The following is a 15,939-nucleotide window of genomic DNA, read 5'->3' on the forward strand; positions in this document are numbered from 1 at the left end:
TAATATGGTCAGCATATAAATTAAAAGCAAAACTAGATTTAGATAAAGATAAGGGATTAGGTGTTTATCCGAGAGATGTATGAGATGCTAAAGACACTAAACTAGTTCGAAATATATAAAAAGATAAAGGAAATAAGTAATCTAATAAGCTTATTGCCTTTATATACGAAGGGTGTTTTTGGATGAAGAAAATAATTATTGGATTAATTATATTGTTAATAATAGTAGCTGGATGTTTTATATATTATAAAAACTTTTATAACAAAATTGATTCTTCACTAGTTATTGAAAATGAAGATATTAAAAAGAAAGACTTCTTAAACGATAAACAAGCTGTGATCTACTTTTCATCAACCATTGATCAAGATGTGGATAATAAAGGTGTAAGTTATGCTGTGTTTATAAATGATAAAGGTAAAGCTACCGGGTATAAAATGAAAAGTTTGGAATTGGGAACTATGGTTAATCATGACAATGAATTATTATTAGCAGATAAAAATAAGATTCGATTAATCGGAAATACATACAAGGAATTTAAAATGAACAAAGAACAACATACTGGTGATAAATCAGGATATCTCGAAAAACAAAAGATATATTTTACACTATTTAATAGTGGTAGAAATGAAAATGGTAATTATGATTCCAATGTCTATTATGGAAATGAAAAAGGTTTTAAAATGGGGAATGTGCCATATTATATTTTAACTTCTGGAGTTGATTATAATGAAGTTCCAATTTTAACTCAAGATTCAGTTAAGAATAAATATGTTCTCCGTAAGTTATTAATATCACCTAATAAATTCGCGTTAAAAGATATCGTTATGCTAGATAATAAAAATGATTTAGAATTTGACGGTTTGTCGCCAATTATAAGTGATAAATCCTACTATTACCTAATACTAAGTGAATATATCGATGATACTAATGAAAATACTGTACTATTTCGTATAAATAAGAAAACATTAAAACAGGATAAATTCAACTTAATTGAATATAAAAATAGTGACAATATCACTGCAACACTCCCATTTAATACAAGAAATTCTTCATATATATTTGAAAATAAACTATATTATATTGATGGATTAGGGCAAGTGATAACTTTTGATACCAAATCAAATAAAATTGAAAAGAAATTTACTATAAATAATCCTGTAACGGATGGAGTAAGGCATGGTGAGGAAAGTTTCTTTAAAAATGATAAATTGTATTTAACAAGATATGATGAAAAAAGAAAAGATAAATATTACATTGAAATATATTCATTGGTTAACGGAAAGAAACTAAAGGAAATTAACATTAAGGGATTAGATAAAATTATTTCATCAGTTAAAGGAAAATCGATACATTCATATGATTTTAAAATGTTGAAGTAATGAAATAAAGTGAAATAATATTAACCAACATTCGGAACTAAAGTTTTAAAAATTCGTTTGTTGGTTTTATTATGTTTAGAAGAAATTTTATATAACGATAAGATAGTCGACATGGTTAAAATGCGGAAACCGAGTGATTCATATGCATAGTGAGATGATTTGAGAAGGAAAAGCGGATAATGTTTGTTCCTTCTGCCCGAATGCCTAAGTTCAGGAAAGAAAAGCAAAATGTTTATTAAGGCTAATTTAAAGAGGATAGCAAACAGCTATCCTCTCGAAGAATAATACATTTCAATTCCCCAATAGAAAATGACCGGTTCACATCCCCCTTCTATCCTTCTCAAAACTATCGATTCAAAGCAAACAATGAAATATCATGCTCCGTTTTCCCATTCACAGCTAACTGACTGAGCACTTCACCCATGACACTCGCAAATTTAAAACCATGTCCAGAAAATCCACATGCCAGAATGACCTGATCATTTTCAGGGAGTGTGTCGATAATAAAATGATGATCACTGGATTGGGTCATTAAGCAAGTCCTTCCTTCGACTAGCGATCCATTTGCTTCAGGAAGATAAGTTTGCAGAAAATCTCGAAGCTCCCCTTCATCCGATTCATAGGCTCCAAAATTTTGAGAATGTTGATCAGGGTCGATCGGTTGCCCGCCGTCTGTTCTTCCCAACTTGATTCCCGTGCCATCAATATTTGGAAAACCATAGAACATTTTATCGACATCATCTACGTAAAAGGATGGGAAATGGCCAATATCAAATTTGCCTTTTGGTGTTTTAAACCAACTTACTACTTTCCGTACGGGTTGAATCGGAAGCTTTAGATTTGGCAAAAGCTTCGATGCCCATGCACCTACTGTTACGATGATTTTTTTTGCGTAGAATTCCTCATCAGCTGTAATCATCTTAATCCCATTTTCATTATCCATTTCGATTTCAAGGACAGGCGAATTCGTGACAAGTTTGGCTCCGTTTTCTAAAGCCATTTCTTTATATGCCTGAATAGCCTTTTCACTATAGACAAGTCCTGATTCTTTTTCAAGACAACCAATATAGTGTTCAGGAAGGTGAATTTCGGGCCATTTTTCTTTAATTTCGTTTCCGGATAAGACTTCCAGTTGCAGATTATACTTCTTTGCTGCTTCGATGGTTTCATGAAGGAATACCGAATCTTTCGGTCCCAATCCTAGCACGCCCGTTTTTTCAAATATTTTATACCCACTCTGCTCTTCTAACTCGGTCCACAATTGCTGGGCTCGTTGAACTAAGGACACATACTGCCGGCCTTCACCGTATGCATGACGGATCATCCGTGTCCCTCCGTGGTGACTGCCATGATGATGGGGTGGATCAAAGGCATCAATCAGTAAAGTCTTTACCTGTTGCTTAGCTAAAAAAGCACCCGCAGCCATTCCCATCGTTCCGGCACCGATAACTGCGACATCAAAAAAGGATTCCTGTTTCATCTCGTAATCTCCTAACGATCAATAGATAAGGGCTGTTTAATAGAAATAAACAGCCCATCGTATCATTTTAGTTTTGTTTATAGTCATCTAAATAAGAAACTGGTTTAACAACCGGAACTGCCGCACCTTTGAAATGATCTTTGATGAAGCTTGTCACCTCGTCATCGTGATAAATATCCACAATTTGTTGTAAAGTCTTATCATTTTTGCGTTTCGTTTGGGCAGCAATAATATTTACATAGGCTTTATTGCTGGCATCTTCACCAAATATCGGGTCCTTGGAAGGATTTAATCCGGCATTGATAGCCATATCACAGTTGATAATTGATGCTGTTGCATCGTCTAAGCCACGAGCTGTTTGTCCTGCATCAACCGGTGTAATTTTAAGATTCTTAGGATTATCAACAACATTTTCTACTCCGCCGGCGCCAGTAAAGCCATCTTTTAATTTAATAAGACCAGCTTTTTGCATAAGCAAGAGGGCTCTTCCTAGATTCGTAGGGTCTTTCGGGATGATAATTTGGTCCCCATTTTTGATTTCATTAATGTCTTTAATTTTTTTAGAGTACATTCCCATTGGCCAAATGCTAGTCGTCCCGATTGCGGATAAATCTAATTTACGATCCTTTTTGAAGCTATCAAAATAGACGACGGTTTGAAATGCATTAATATCAATTTCTCCACTGTCTAAAGCGAGATTAGGCTGAACATAATCATCAAATTTTACAATTTGAATATTGATTCCTTTATCTTTTGCCAGTTTTTTAACGAGATTCCATGTTGGAACTTCTGCTGACGATGTACCTACTTTCACTGTTTTGCTGTCCCCGCTTTTTCCTGAACTACTGTTTGATCCACACCCGGCGAGAATAATTAGTAAGCCGAGTAAAATAATTGCTAGTTTTTTCATACTCCTGATTCCTCCATGTAGTTTTTTATTATAAAAAGAATGACCTTTTACAATCGTTGATGTGGTTTATTTTCGTCTTAACTTTTTCGCAATAATATTTCCTAGTGATTGAACGAGTTGAACCAAAATGATTAGTGTGACGACGGTAATAATCATTACTTCGGTCTTAAACTGGTTATATCCGTACGTAATCGCTAAATCACCGATTCCTCCACCACCAACAGCTCCTGCCATAGCTGAAGCACCAATTAATCCAATGGTCGCAATCGTTAAGGCTAGAACTAACGAGCTTCGGGCTTCGGGAAGTAGAAATCTCCAGATAATTTGCCACGGTGTTGCACCCATCGCTTGTGCTAATTCGATGGTACCGTGATCCACTTCTAGTAAAGAGTTTTCAACTAATCGACCGATATAAAACGCTGTATAGAGAACAAGTGGGACAATTGCTGCCGTCGTCCCAATCGACGTTCCGACCACTAATCGGGTGAAGGGGATAATGGCCACGACTAGGATAATGAACGGTACGGAACGAAAAATATTGATGATGACATTAAGAATATTGAAAATAATTTTGTTCTCAAGAATCCCATTTTCTCTTGTAATAACTAACACAACCCCGATGGGCAAACCAATAATAATCGAAATAATTAATCCGACTATTACCATATAGAAGGTTTGATTTATAGCTGTCAAAAATTCCGGCCAGAACCAGCTCCAATCAAAAGCCATCTTCTGTCACCTCCTTAATTACTGCATCATGCTCTTGTATGTAATGGACGGCACGATGGATTTCATCCGCATCTCCTTTTAGTTCTACAATTAAATTTCCAAAAGGTTTCCCTTGGAGCTCCGTTATCATTCCATGAAGAACATTCAAATCGATTGAAAACTGTTTGGCTATATTCGATAATAATGGTATATTCGTTGATGCCCCTTTAAAAATAATCCGATAAATACCATGTGGGTTCGCTTGACTGCTCTTTTCAATCAGCTTTTGTACCGATTTAGGAATGGTATCGTTCAAAACGGTTCGTACGAAGCTTCTTGCAATAGCCGTTTTCGGTTCAGTAAACACGTCGATTACCGAACCTTGTTCAACAATGATTCCTCTTTCAATGACCGCTACCTTATCGCAAATATCGCGTATTACATTCATTTCGTGAGTGATCATCAAAATAGTAATTCCTAATTCATCGCGTACCTTGCGTAATAATTCCAGCACTGCCTCCGTCGTATTCGGATCAAGGGCTGATGTTGCTTCATCACAAAGAAGAATATCGGGATCAGTTGCCAACGCCCTTGCGATTCCAACCCTCTGCTTCTGCCCTCCAGATAGTTGTTCGGGATATTTATCCATGTGATCCTCTAACCCGACAAAGGATAATAATTGAGTGACTTTCCTCTGAATTTCATCCTTCGGTTTCCCTTCTAAAATGAGCGGCATTGCCACATTGCGGAAAATGGTTTTCGAATGCAATAAATTATATTGCTGAAAAATCATCCCGATTTTCTTTCGTTGTTTTCGTAATTCACTTGGTTGTAGGGATAAGAGATCCACACCATTGATTAACACTTTTCCAGCAGTAGGTCGTTCTAATAAATTCACACAACGGATGAGAGTACTTTTTCCAGCACCACTAAATCCTACAACCCCAAAGATTTCCCCTTTCTCTACTTTCAAATTAATTCCTTTTAATGCATGAACCTTATTCTCTTTTCCATACGATTTGTGGATATCTTCTAGTACAAGCATGTTGTTTTCCCCTTTCAAAAACCAATACGAAAAGCGTAAGCGCCTTGCTTAGCCCCGACAAGCAAATGTTCTTTCAGGTTGGTTGCGCTAGACAATAAAAAAAACCACAATCATCCGAAAGTGGTTAGCGTCTATCTAAACCTTATCTTTCAGAATGATAACATTCTGCAGGAATTAGCACCTTTCATATATAGAAGGTTGCTGGACGTCATCGGGCCTGTCCCTCAGTCTCTCTGGATAAGTTATTCAATTTAAAATTTACTTAATACTATAAAATTAATCATTAATTGTCAATACTTTTTTTGAATAAGAGTGATAGGCTTTCTTTGGTAATACAAAAATATTAAACTATTCTTGCATAACCAATGAATATATATTACAATTGGTTGCATAAAAATTCATATCAATTATTTAAAAAGGAGTTTACAAAATGCCCAACACTCTTCTTCAATTTAAACCAAAAAATCAGTCCCCTCCTCAAGATCAGGAGAAGAACGTTAGAAATATCAATGCTTTTGTCCTTATTTTCTTCGTGATTATTATTGCTGCTGTATTAACATACATTGTACCTGCGGGGGAATATGATCGAGTAGATAAGGATGGCCGAACGATCGTTGTTCCTGATTCGTTTCATTTGACGGACTCGTCTCCGGTTGGCTTTTTTAAAATATTCACTAGTATTCATACGGGAATGATTCAAGGTGCTGGAATAATCTTTTTCGTATTAATGGTCGGTGGTTCTTTCGGTATTTTAAAGGCGACAGGTGCTCTTGATGCATTGATACTGACGATTTCAAAAAAGCTCGCCAATCGTGAACTGCTACTTATTCCTGTTCTTATGTTGTTCTTTGCAGCAGGTGGGACCTTAATGGGTATGGCAGAGGAAACTATCATCTATATAGCGATTATCACCCCACTGGCAATAGCCTTAGGATTCGATGCAATGGTCGGATTTGCGATTGTTTCTCTCGGAGCAAATATTGGATTTATGAGTGCCATAATGAATCCATTTAATGTTGGGGTCGCACAAAGCATTGCAGAATTACCAACATTCTCAGGCATTGGCCTCCGACTGGCATTGCTTGCTACATTTTATATCGCAGGAGTCCTATTCGTTTACCGCTATGCCAAAAAAGTTAAAGCACAGCCAGAACTACGGTTCCTAGGAAACTTCCAAAAAGGAAACACAATTGCATCTGATGTAAAGTTAGAAACTCGCCATAAGTGGGTCCTTACTGTTTTCTTACTTAACTTTGTTGTATTGATTACAGGGGTTTTAAAATTCGGTTGGTATATTACAGAAATCGCCGGTTTGTTCCTATTGTTCGGTATCCTCATCGGAATCATTGGAAAATTAAATCCAAACAAAATGGCGGATAGCTTTATGGATGGAGCAAAGGAAGTAATTGGTGGCGCATTAATTATCGGTTTCGCACAAGCCATTCTCGTTGTATTCCAAGATGGAAAATTAATGGATTCCGTTTTGTATTATGCTTCTTCCCTTTTAAGTCAGTTATCACCCGCATTAAACGCAGTAGGAATGTTTTTTGTCCAGCTTTTCCTTAACTTTCTTGTTCCATCTGGAAGTGGACAAGCCGCGCTTACGATGCCTATCATGGCTCCGCTATCTGACTTAGTTGGTGTAACTAGACAGACAGCCGTATTGGCATTTCAGCTCGGGGATGGCATCACCAACTCTATTTTTCCAACGGCAGGGGTATTAATTGCCGGCCTTGCTATCGCGGGCATTCCATTTACGAAATGGTTCAAATGGGTACTGCCATTTATTTTTATCGAGATCGGAATCAGTGTCGTATTCCTACTCATCGCCCAAGCAATTCATTATGGACCGTTTTAAAATAATATCCATGAAACAGGAAGAATTGCACCTTATGTCTAATTAAATACTCAATAAAGAATTTCGGAGGGTTCATCATGTTACAGACAAAACTAGTAGATTCAGCCTTAAAAGCTTGGACAATTGAACAACGCAGGCATTTTCATATGCATCCAGAACTGTCAGGTCAGGAGTTTGAAACTGCCGCTTATGTAAAGGAGAAATTAGCTGAGTTCGGCATTCCCGTCGATTCACGTTTCTCGGAACCAAATGTAATCGCCTATTTTAAAGGCACCGAAGGAAAAAAGACGGTTGCACTTAGAGCCGATATGGATGCTCTTCCTCTTTACGAAGAGGGTGACAAGCCATACATATCAACCGTTCCCGGTGTTATGCATGGTTGCGGACACGATGGCCATACAGCGATATTACTCGCCGTTGCGAAATGGATGAGTAGCCATCCCGACCAAGTGAAAAACAATATTGTATTTATTTTTCAAAGTTCCGAAGAAGCGTCACCAAGTGGGGCACAACAGCTTGTCAAGGAGGGAGTATTAGATGGAGTCGATGTGATTTATGGTATTCATTTAATGTCAAGGCTTCCGCTAGGCAAAATTGGCTTTGCATCCGGCTTTGCCATGGCCTCCAGTGATGATTTCGATATTACGATTGAAGGTGTTGGCGGACACGGTGGCCAACCACAAGACGCAGTGGACCCAATTTATATCGCGACACATCTGATCCAAGCCTTTCAGTCCATTGTCAGCAGAAATTTACATCCATTACATGCCGGCGTGATCTCTTTCGGTGGAATGCAGGCCGGAAATTCCTACAATGTTATTCCGTCTGAAGTGAAACTACAAGGGACGATTCGAGCAATGACATTCGAGGCTGCTGAACTAATGAACAAAAAAACAGCTCAATTAACAGAGTCCATTTGTGCAAGCTTTGGGGCTAAGGGGCACTATCAATTTATCGAAGGGACACCACCATTGTACAATCACCCTGAAGCATGTGAATATGCGTTAAAGGTGATCCAAGATATATTCGGTGAAGAAGCGTTTGAACCAATGGAACCATCCATGGGGGCTGAAGATTTTTCGTATTATTTAAAGGAAAAAACAGGTGCCTTCATTAATGTAGGCATGCAAAGTGAAAAAAGCAAATACCCGCATCACCATCCTTTATTCGATATTGATGAAGATGCGATCCCTACCGCCATTGAGTTGATGATTCAATTGGCATTGAATGGTGAATAGATTCATATTGAAGCACACTCTTCCTATCGAGTGTGCTTTTCGTTGTTTTAGTAGTCCCTTGTTTTAGTAGTCCCTTGCTTTAGTTTCCATTTTTCTTATCAATCGTTTCTTTAATTTTTTTGTTTCCCTCATCTACAAATTTCCTCCACTCATCATTGCCATTATCGACAACTTCTCTCCACATAAGGTTACCTGTATCGACTGCATACTTCCATTTACTATCCCCATAACTAACAATTTTAGAGAATAATTGTCTAGCCGGATTACTGTAATCCTCAAATCGCGTTTTTAAATATTCCCCTGCTTGTTTCATTCGTTCTTTTTCACGAATGCTTTTTTCTTTCATGCTTTCCTTCGTGTTTATTGCTAATGTTTTCTTTTCTTCTTTTAAGTCAATTGCTTTTCTTTTTCCTTCTTCCTTCCATTCGATCCATGCTTTTTGAATTTCTTCATATTGTGCTCGTAAATACTTTTTCAAATCACGTTCCGAATTAACATACGTAAATTCACCGTTTCCAGCACTCGCCACATTTTTCAGTAATTTCTGCCCCTTATTATCTACGTCAAACCCAATTATGTTTACAACCGTTTCAATATCTGCCGACACTAACGCTTTTGCGGCCTTGACTGGGTTCCCACCACATGTTTCAATGCCGTCGCTTACTACATATACGACAACCTCATCCGTATTTTTAGGAATATCTTCTTTTACTTTATTTAACGCAAGACCAATAGGCGTCCAACCCGCTGGTTTTACCTTTTTCAATGATTGGTTAAATTTTGACTTGTCAAAGCGACCATTATAAAAATTCTCTGAACTGCTGCAAGACATTTTTTTATCAGAATCACTTCCTGTGCCTTTATGACCATAAACTCGCATTGAAATGGTGGCATTTTCCGGAATTTGCTCAGCGAATTCAAGAACCGCTTCCTTTGCTACTTCCATTCTTGATTTCCCACCAACAGAAGCTTTCATACTCCCACTAGCATCGATTAAAATGGCGTAATGTGCGGTTTTCATGCCCGGTATCTCAACTGACTCATCAGGTCGATCAACAGAAATATTAACAGTAGAATCAAAGTTTAATAATGTTTCCATTTCTTTATGATAATCCTCGCTCAATAAAAACTTTAACTCCTCCATATACTGTTCCTTCGTTAAGTCATCAGGCAACTGATCCAGTGCTTCTTTTACTTTTTCTTCGTCGTATTGATCGCCGCTGTATTTTCCAGGATAACGAAGTAATTCTTTTTCAATATCTGATAATTCACGTTTCGGCATCTCAATGTCATAATACTTAACTTCCTTTGCCGTGTACTCGTTTTCTGACTTTTCCTCTACTTGTTTCACTTCAGTGGACTGTTTTTTGTCTTTATCCGCATTTGGTGACTGTGAAACATCCTTCGAGCATGCCGCCAAAATGAGTGACAAAAATAAGAATACATATAAAAGCTTTTTCACAGTTCATGTCCCCTTCTAAATAATGGATATATATTACCATCATACCTAAATCTATACATTTTTGGGAGAGTTCAAAATTCCTATTTCATTCGTACTAGTTCATATGTATAAACATTTCCTTATGGAGGCTAGCAAACATCAGAAAGGATACAAAAACATTAGTGGCCTATTACACATCAACAAAGCAATAGGCCATCCCCCACTGTTTCCTTCCTCTTAACCTACTGAACTTAAAAAACTTTGAAGGTTTTTTTTATGCCAGCCGGCACCAATCATTACTTTATTAACTTTAAAACTAGTTGAGCCGTTGGCAGTATCAAATTTCACTTTATAACTTGCAAGTTTTGATTTTAATTCAATATTAGTAATTTGATCCTTTGGAATAAATACATGGGCGTTCTGTACGATTTTTCCGGTAAGATTATCGATTGGAATGATGACAAGCCCTTTATCTGAGTAATTTAAGACATTGAATTTTGTCGAAAGGACTGATCCAGCACCATATAAAACATAATCCAAAGTTGATGGCATAATTACTCCACATACATTTTTGTCTTGTCCAGTTGGATCGTAAAGATCATGTTCTTTTAAATAATTGATAATATCATTTTCCTTTAACATTTACATGCCTCCATATTTACAAATGTGTTCTTATTGTTTCTACGACGAGACTCCAACTTTTATAAATACATATTGGAATATTTCGTCACCTGATATAACGTGATAAAAGGGGGTGATTTGATTTAATCCATTGTGCTCGATATAATCCAATAACATGTGATAAGCTATTTCTGTTTTCTGTTCAAAATGGTCAAATAAACAAATCGAGAGCATGTCCTCAACGTTATAATAACTATGAAAATAGTAATCTTCCATTGTTACAATGCTATCCTCTTTAATAGGCATAAATAATTCAGCATGCACCATTTCGTCCATAGGAACGTTCGTTATTGAATAGAATAATGGTCCCTTTATCGTTGCCTTTTGTTGAATTACTTCATGTAAAAACTGCTTCAAGATGCTATCAATTTCTGTATAGTGGAAATAAACGCGCTTAGATAGGACATTAGTATAACGGATCGCATCTTTAGGATTGATCATCTTATGCCTCCCTTACTATCGGTGCGTAAATATCAATGATCCCTTCTCCGTACACATCTAAATAAATATGGTAAAATGTTTCCTCTAATTTCAGATTATATGCTTTAGCAGAGGCATGAAGTAATTCGTAAGACTCTTCAATGTCATCTTCTACATCTGCATGTCTATACGCTAAACCGTCATCAAACTTCCACAATTCATCAAATCGATATTTGTCATTATCCTCCATTTGTATAGATGTATTCACTGGCATATAAAACGTATAATCAGCCTCACTCACTGATTTATCAAAATGAGAGACTTTGTAAATAATCGGGCCAGTGCTATATAATCCATTTTTAATAATGGCATTTCGAAAGTCTCTTGCTACAATGTGCCACCCGTTTGTTTTACATCTTGCGGAAGTACTTATTACATTATGAAAAATTATCGGACACCGTTTGATTTTCATTTTTTTCCTCCACCGACCTTCTTTTCAGTTGATTTCTTCTTTTGTTTATTATGATGGGTCACTAGGTATGTTTGATTCTTCCTAGTCTTGGTCCGTTTGGTGGTTTTATTTTCTTTAATAGGTCGCTTAGGCATTGGGATGATGAACGAATCAAACCTGAATTTACAATAAGTAAGTAAGAAAAACTCTGGCCAGGCAAAGGCAACGGCGTATTGAAAGACAACACATAATAAAAGAAAAAAATACAATTGTAATAATGGACCAAAGCTGACTGATGAATCGGATAACACCTTGAAAATTGATCCCCCGAGCATCGTAACACCAAATACGATGGGAAAACTGATTTGAGCTTTTGACTGTGCAAAATTATATAATCCTTTTCCACCTTTGCGAAATTCACCTTTTCTAACCCTTTGGATACCTCTAATTGTTGAAACAATCAAATAGATTAGCCCACCAATACATAAAATAATAGCAGTAGTCCTAATGTTATTAGGTACATTTTTTCCCATGCAAAATATTAGAAGAGCTAAATAAAATTCAGTAGACGTTTTTAATGAAATAATACTCAATAATATTGATTGCAATCTTTGAAAACGATAGGCGTATTTTTCCTTTGAATACAAAAATGTAAATAATAATTGGGTTATTAAAAGAACAATACTAACATTCGCAATTATAACCCAAAAAATGCTTGTGACATGGTGGCTACTCCCAAAAATCCCCAAAGCCAGCACGCTTGTTACTACGGCACTTATTGCGAAAGCACCCCAGAAAAATACAGAAATGCCATCAGGGCTTAACCGATCTACTGCTACCATCCTTAACTCATAAAAATCATCTTCAACACACTCTTTTAACATATAAACCTCCAACTTTACCAAAAAATCTTATCAAGTGTTTTTCCGACATCTTTTGCACAGTCCCAAACTTTATCAACAGCTTTATTAGCAATGTCTTTTGTTACTTCGACTACACTTTGTGGCGGTTCTAATATAGGAATTTTTACGTTTGTTACGCCAAAAACTAGAGCACCTGCTACCGCACCTACTACCGTACCAGCAGGAGGTAAGAGCGCTGATCCATACGCTGCTCCAGCTGCCATAGCCCCGGCACCTGCAGCTAGATCAATCGTTGTATCTACTGCGAATTTCTTAATTTGCTTTCCACCCGTATATTCCCACTTACCTGTTTTATCATTATAAAAATTACCTACAAAGTCATCATACACAGTAAGGCCGGTACCTAAAATTCCAGTACCTTTTCCAAGTTTGGTTAAATTTGAAGCGCTTTTCCAACCTTTAAAACTCTCCCAAATTTTCATTTCATCTTTAAATGTCTTGCTTGCAACCTTTAATTTAGATTGATCTACTCGATCTACATAATTTCTTAAATCTTCAAATTGGCTATTCGTAAATTTATTACTATTTGTTCGAAATAACTTATTACCAATCTTATCATAAAGAGGAATTCCTCCATTAACGAGCTCTGTTACCAAGTCACGATTCCATTTCCACTTACCACCAAGGTTTTCTACGAGTAATTTACGATATTTCTCATAATCTCTTATATTTTTAAGTTCCTGACCTTTAATTTTAATATAAATTTTGCCTTTGTGCTTAAACATTTTAAAATGCAAATCACCAATTCTTAGGAGTTTACCAGAATTCATGATGGCGGCACCAAAACTAACTCCTGTGTTTCTAATTAAAGTAACCAGCCCTAAGTCATCAACCATCTTCTGGAATGTATCCCCGCTTAGTGATTCCCCGGCTTCACCAACCTCTTTTTCACTTAAGAATATTCCATTCTTTGTCCAGTTGCTGATTTTCCCTGTATATTGCTGGATTTCCTGCAATTTTTCGGTGGAGGGGTTTAGCTTAGTTGTACTGTTATGATCGAGGTGGTCTAAATCGTCAATTGTTTCACGAAGATGTGCTTTTGCATCGCTTATATATGTGTCAAATGTTCGTGTGTTGAATGTGGGAGCGGCTACCAAATCATTGACCGAACTCAAATGATGCTGAATGTTTTGTAAGGTATTATGTAATCTTTCTTCTACCTTGGTAAGACCGAGCTTGGCATCGTGTTCAATGAAATCCTCACGGACAAGTCCATCCTGGGATTCATAGTGTTCTACGACGTTTTTAATTTCCCGTAGTTCATCGATATAGCGATCAAGGAATTCTTCTAATAATAAAAGAACAGGTATGTGAAGAACCGTGAAATTTTCCCGTATGGCATTTCCGCCTTCGCCCTTTAAAGCATCGTCCAATCCAATAACTTTTTTCACTGCATTATGAATAGCCAGAAGTTGCTTTTTTTCCGTTTTCTTTTTCATAATGATAAGATCAATTGCATGAGTAAGCTCGGATACTTTCAAAATTTTCATCGCACGGTCTCCTTACCAAAAGTACTATCCGCTATTTTATTCTCCGCTTCAATAAACCTTTCAATAGCAGACCATGCTTCATTTTCAGTAGTAAGTAAAAGGGATTTATATTTTTTAAGGAGTTCATAATAGTTCTGTTCAATGTCTTCAATTTTATTAATGACGCTAAGGGTGGACTTTAGGAACTCCGTTTTTGGTTGATTCAAATCTAGCCTATTTGTCACTGCAATTAAATCGCGCAATATAGGTTCTATTTCACTTTTTACTACTTTAATCTCCTGCATTGTTTTCTCCATTCGTCTAATTTCTTAATCCTGATAGTTCTCTCCTTTTTGAAATAACAGAACTCATAAGATGATGATTTTCACTCTCCAATTGTTTAATTTTCGATTCAATGGCATCGATCACATCTTCAACTTGATTATTGGCTATCTGCTTATAACTTCTATTAATTCTATCAAGTATGTTCAAATGCTTAGAAGCATGCCTACCTGCCCAAGTATTAGATGAAAATTCAGGCTTATAAACTTTTTTTTGGTGATGAATAAGCTCCTCTTGATCATTTTCGATGTTGCTCTTTGCTTTCCATAAGCGTTTTATCTTTAATTCATTCTCAGACATTATTCCAGAAAGTCTAGATATCTCATGATTTAAAATGTTGACGGCTTTTTCCACATCACTCATTCTTTCACCTCCGCAATGGATTCACGTTTCCAAACAGATAAGGTTTTCGTTCCATGACGTAATAAACTAGGAAGTTTCAACACTACTGTCGACTGTAAGAAAATTATCCCTTACTTTTGCATCAATTTTCCATTCTATTTAATTTTACTTATGATAAAAACTGAATTCAATCGTGAAAAAGTCCTAAAAATGGAAAGAGCGGGATTGTTCCTCAAGTCAGGTCAAAAAACTAACTAGGAAAAAAAGTGAATGATTAGGAGTGTATGTGATGTCATCAAACATTACACAAAATTTTTTACGTAAAAATGCCAAAAGTCTGGGGTATAAAATTAACAGGAAACATTTACTTTCGCAACGCAGGCGGGTGGATTAATCAACTATATGAAAAATCGGCAAAAATAGTAGTCCAATTCAGGAGGGATGAAGATGATAAATAGAGAAATTACATGCAAGGCTTGTGAAGGGGCCGGTATGCTTTCTGATGTTAAAGGATGACAGTATACATGTAATGTATGCCATGTAACCGGGGAATTAAATACGGACGGGATCAGGAAACCTGCGAAAGTTATGTCCGTGGATGAAACCAATCGTTTACTTGATTAATGTTTAGGGGGAAAGGAAGCAGACCGAAGCGCAATCTTGATTTAGTCGAGTTTGGCGGACACCGGTTCCGTAGGTTCATTTTATAAAAATAACGGATTCAGTGTCCGTTTTTGATATCACATTGTAAACCTCTCCAAAATCTTTCCCACTTCAATCCCCACATCGTGATTTTTACGCTCGTAATGAATATGTTTTTAATACCCTTTGTTAAATAGTCGGAAAAATGGACCGGAACCACTGTCGGCGCCCATACCATTTATTATTTATTGAATACCATTAATAAATAGGAAGGAGAAAAGGAGGGGAATTATGTCTAATCAAAAACGCGAAAAGGTCATCCATGTGGATAACCTTGTCATACATGCAAAAAATGTTGAAGTTATACAGGAGCGTCCTCATCACACTCAACCAGAAAGAAGAAATCCATGGGACTTCTTTTTCAGAGGACAACCAAGAACCCAAGAAAACTTGGAAGGAACCGCTGAAAACATTTCTCAAGAACAAAACGAATAAAAAATCCGGACGGTTCTTCTACTGTTTCATTGAAGTAAAAGTACCGTCCTTTTTTCTGTAATTTCTTGTAAGTAGGAAGGTAGAACATGAAAACCGTCTCCATGTTCCAAAGAGG

The 15,939-nt window shown here is 36.7% G+C and carries 16 protein-coding genes and 1 riboswitch; of the genes, 4 read left to right on the forward strand and 12 right to left on the reverse strand.

The features are described 5' to 3' along the window. The first annotated feature begins 182 nt into the window (after positions 1–182). On the forward strand, positions 183–1,379 hold the full coding sequence (locus tag MKY81_RS00600; protein WP_341116200.1) for a hypothetical protein: 1,197 nt from the start codon (positions 183–185) through the stop codon (positions 1,377–1,379). Between the two features lie 346 nt (positions 1,380–1,725). Here the strand turns inward: MKY81_RS00600 and solA are convergent, their stop codons facing one another. The 4 genes from solA to MKY81_RS00620 form a co-directional block, all read right to left on the reverse strand. Next, complete coding sequence (solA, locus tag MKY81_RS00605; RefSeq protein WP_108072294.1) at positions 1,726–2,859, reverse strand: N-methyl-L-tryptophan oxidase; 1,134 nt, start codon at positions 2,857–2,859, stop codon at positions 1,726–1,728. A 67-nt stretch (positions 2,860–2,926) separates the two neighbouring features. Beyond that, the gene (locus tag MKY81_RS00610; protein ID WP_066228086.1) at positions 2,927–3,769 is read right to left on the reverse strand and encodes a MetQ/NlpA family ABC transporter substrate-binding protein; all 843 of its coding nucleotides are present in this window, start codon (positions 3,767–3,769) and stop codon (positions 2,927–2,929) included. 66 nt (positions 3,770–3,835) lie between these two features. Continuing rightward, positions 3,836–4,498, reverse strand: coding sequence for a methionine ABC transporter permease (locus tag MKY81_RS00615; RefSeq protein ID WP_066228089.1), 663 nt, complete (start codon positions 4,496–4,498; stop codon positions 3,836–3,838). After that, positions 4,488–5,522, reverse strand: coding sequence for a methionine ABC transporter ATP-binding protein (locus MKY81_RS00620; RefSeq protein ID WP_341116207.1), 1,035 nt, complete (start codon positions 5,520–5,522; stop codon positions 4,488–4,490). Before MKY81_RS00620 ends, MKY81_RS00615 begins: the two co-directional genes overlap by 11 nt. 139 nt (positions 5,523–5,661) lie before the next feature. Beyond that, positions 5,662–5,766, reverse strand: a riboswitch (SAM riboswitch). Positions 5,767–5,952: 186 nt separating this feature from the next. Here MKY81_RS00620 and MKY81_RS00625 point away from each other — a divergent pair. After that, on the forward strand, positions 5,953–7,380 hold the full coding sequence (locus MKY81_RS00625; protein WP_107920487.1) for a YfcC family protein: 1,428 nt from the start codon (positions 5,953–5,955) through the stop codon (positions 7,378–7,380). A gap of 77 nt (positions 7,381–7,457) precedes the next feature. Continuing rightward, positions 7,458–8,618, forward strand: coding sequence for a M20 metallopeptidase family protein (locus tag MKY81_RS00630; RefSeq protein WP_107920488.1), 1,161 nt, complete (start codon positions 7,458–7,460; stop codon positions 8,616–8,618). Positions 8,619–8,697: 79 nt separating this feature from the next. Here the strand turns inward: MKY81_RS00630 and MKY81_RS00635 are convergent, their stop codons facing one another. The 8 genes from MKY81_RS00635 to MKY81_RS00670 all read right to left on the reverse strand — a co-directional run bounded on the left by MKY81_RS00635 (position 8,698) and on the right by MKY81_RS00670 (position 14,708). Then, positions 8,698–10,080, reverse strand: coding sequence for a vWA domain-containing protein (locus MKY81_RS00635; protein ID WP_341116208.1), 1,383 nt, complete (start codon positions 10,078–10,080; stop codon positions 8,698–8,700). A gap of 216 nt (positions 10,081–10,296) precedes the next feature. Continuing rightward, positions 10,297–10,701 carry a hypothetical protein gene (locus MKY81_RS00640; RefSeq protein WP_108072288.1) on the reverse strand — a complete coding sequence of 135 codons (405 nt, stop codon included), beginning with the start codon at positions 10,699–10,701 and terminating at the stop codon, positions 10,297–10,299. Positions 10,702–10,740: 39 nt separating this feature from the next. Then, positions 10,741–11,181: a DUF5085 family protein gene (locus tag MKY81_RS00645; protein WP_107920490.1), complete on the reverse strand. Its 441-nt coding sequence runs from the start codon at positions 11,179–11,181 to the stop codon at positions 10,741–10,743. 1 nt (position 11,182) lies between these two features. Continuing rightward, on the reverse strand, positions 11,183–11,632 hold the full coding sequence (locus tag MKY81_RS00650) for a DUF5085 family protein (protein WP_066228107.1): 450 nt from the start codon (positions 11,630–11,632) through the stop codon (positions 11,183–11,185). Continuing rightward, entirely contained in the window at positions 11,629–12,495 is an 867-nt protein-coding gene (locus MKY81_RS00655; protein WP_066228109.1) for a hypothetical protein, read from the reverse strand. The genes MKY81_RS00650 and MKY81_RS00655 overlap by 4 nt, the downstream gene beginning before the upstream one ends. 14 nt (positions 12,496–12,509) lie before the next feature. Further along, positions 12,510–14,024 (reverse strand): LXG domain-containing protein, encoded by a 1,515-nt coding sequence (locus MKY81_RS00660; RefSeq protein WP_066228112.1) that lies wholly within the window; start codon positions 14,022–14,024, stop codon positions 12,510–12,512. Then, positions 14,021–14,320 carry a DUF5344 family protein gene (locus MKY81_RS00665; protein ID WP_066228114.1) on the reverse strand — a complete coding sequence of 100 codons (300 nt, stop codon included), beginning with the start codon at positions 14,318–14,320 and terminating at the stop codon, positions 14,021–14,023. The genes MKY81_RS00660 and MKY81_RS00665 overlap by 4 nt, the downstream gene beginning before the upstream one ends. Before the next feature lie 4 nt (positions 14,321–14,324). Then, positions 14,325–14,708: a YwqH-like family protein gene (locus MKY81_RS00670; protein WP_066228116.1), complete on the reverse strand. Its 384-nt coding sequence runs from the start codon at positions 14,706–14,708 to the stop codon at positions 14,325–14,327. A 912-nt stretch (positions 14,709–15,620) separates the two neighbouring features. On the opposite strand from MKY81_RS00670, the gene MKY81_RS00675 reads away from it, so the two are divergent. After that, on the forward strand, positions 15,621–15,824 hold the full coding sequence (locus MKY81_RS00675; RefSeq protein ID WP_066228119.1) for a hypothetical protein: 204 nt from the start codon (positions 15,621–15,623) through the stop codon (positions 15,822–15,824). The last annotated feature ends 115 nt before the right edge of the window (positions 15,825–15,939 follow it).

Source organism: Heyndrickxia sp. FSL W8-0423 (genome assembly GCF_038009395.1).
Lineage (GTDB): Bacteria > Bacillota > Bacilli > Bacillales > Bacillaceae_C > Heyndrickxia > Heyndrickxia sporothermodurans.

Coding starts and splice junctions, on each gene's coding strand:
- solA (WP_108072294.1), bottom strand. CDS start 2,859: ATGAAACAGGAATCCTTTTTTGATGTCGCAGTTATCGGTGCCGGAACG.
- MKY81_RS00620 (WP_341116207.1), bottom strand. CDS start 5,522: ATGCTTGTACTAGAAGATATCCACAAATCGTATGGAAAAGAGAATAAG.
- MKY81_RS00630 (WP_107920488.1), top strand. CDS start 7,458: ATGTTACAGACAAAACTAGTAGATTCAGCCTTAAAAGCTTGGACAATT.
- MKY81_RS00665 (WP_066228114.1), bottom strand. CDS start 14,320: ATGGAGAAAACAATGCAGGAGATTAAAGTAGTAAAAAGTGAAATAGAA.
- MKY81_RS00615 (WP_066228089.1), bottom strand. CDS start 4,498: ATGGCTTTTGATTGGAGCTGGTTCTGGCCGGAATTTTTGACAGCTATA.
- MKY81_RS00650 (WP_066228107.1), bottom strand. CDS start 11,632: ATGAAAATCAAACGGTGTCCGATAATTTTTCATAATGTAATAAGTACT.
- MKY81_RS00655 (WP_066228109.1), bottom strand. CDS start 12,495: ATGTTAAAAGAGTGTGTTGAAGATGATTTTTATGAGTTAAGGATGGTA.
- MKY81_RS00610 (WP_066228086.1), bottom strand. CDS start 3,769: ATGAAAAAACTAGCAATTATTTTACTCGGCTTACTAATTATTCTCGCC.
- MKY81_RS00600 (WP_341116200.1), top strand. CDS start 183: ATGAAGAAAATAATTATTGGATTAATTATATTGTTAATAATAGTAGCT.
- MKY81_RS00660 (WP_066228112.1), bottom strand. CDS start 14,024: ATGAAAATTTTGAAAGTATCCGAGCTTACTCATGCAATTGATCTTATC.
- MKY81_RS00640 (WP_108072288.1), bottom strand. CDS start 10,701: ATGTTAAAGGAAAATGATATTATCAATTATTTAAAAGAACATGATCTT.
- MKY81_RS00670 (WP_066228116.1), bottom strand. CDS start 14,708: ATGAGTGATGTGGAAAAAGCCGTCAACATTTTAAATCATGAGATATCT.
- MKY81_RS00675 (WP_066228119.1), top strand. CDS start 15,621: ATGTCTAATCAAAAACGCGAAAAGGTCATCCATGTGGATAACCTTGTC.
- MKY81_RS00645 (WP_107920490.1), bottom strand. CDS start 11,181: ATGATCAATCCTAAAGATGCGATCCGTTATACTAATGTCCTATCTAAG.
- MKY81_RS00625 (WP_107920487.1), top strand. CDS start 5,953: ATGCCCAACACTCTTCTTCAATTTAAACCAAAAAATCAGTCCCCTCCT.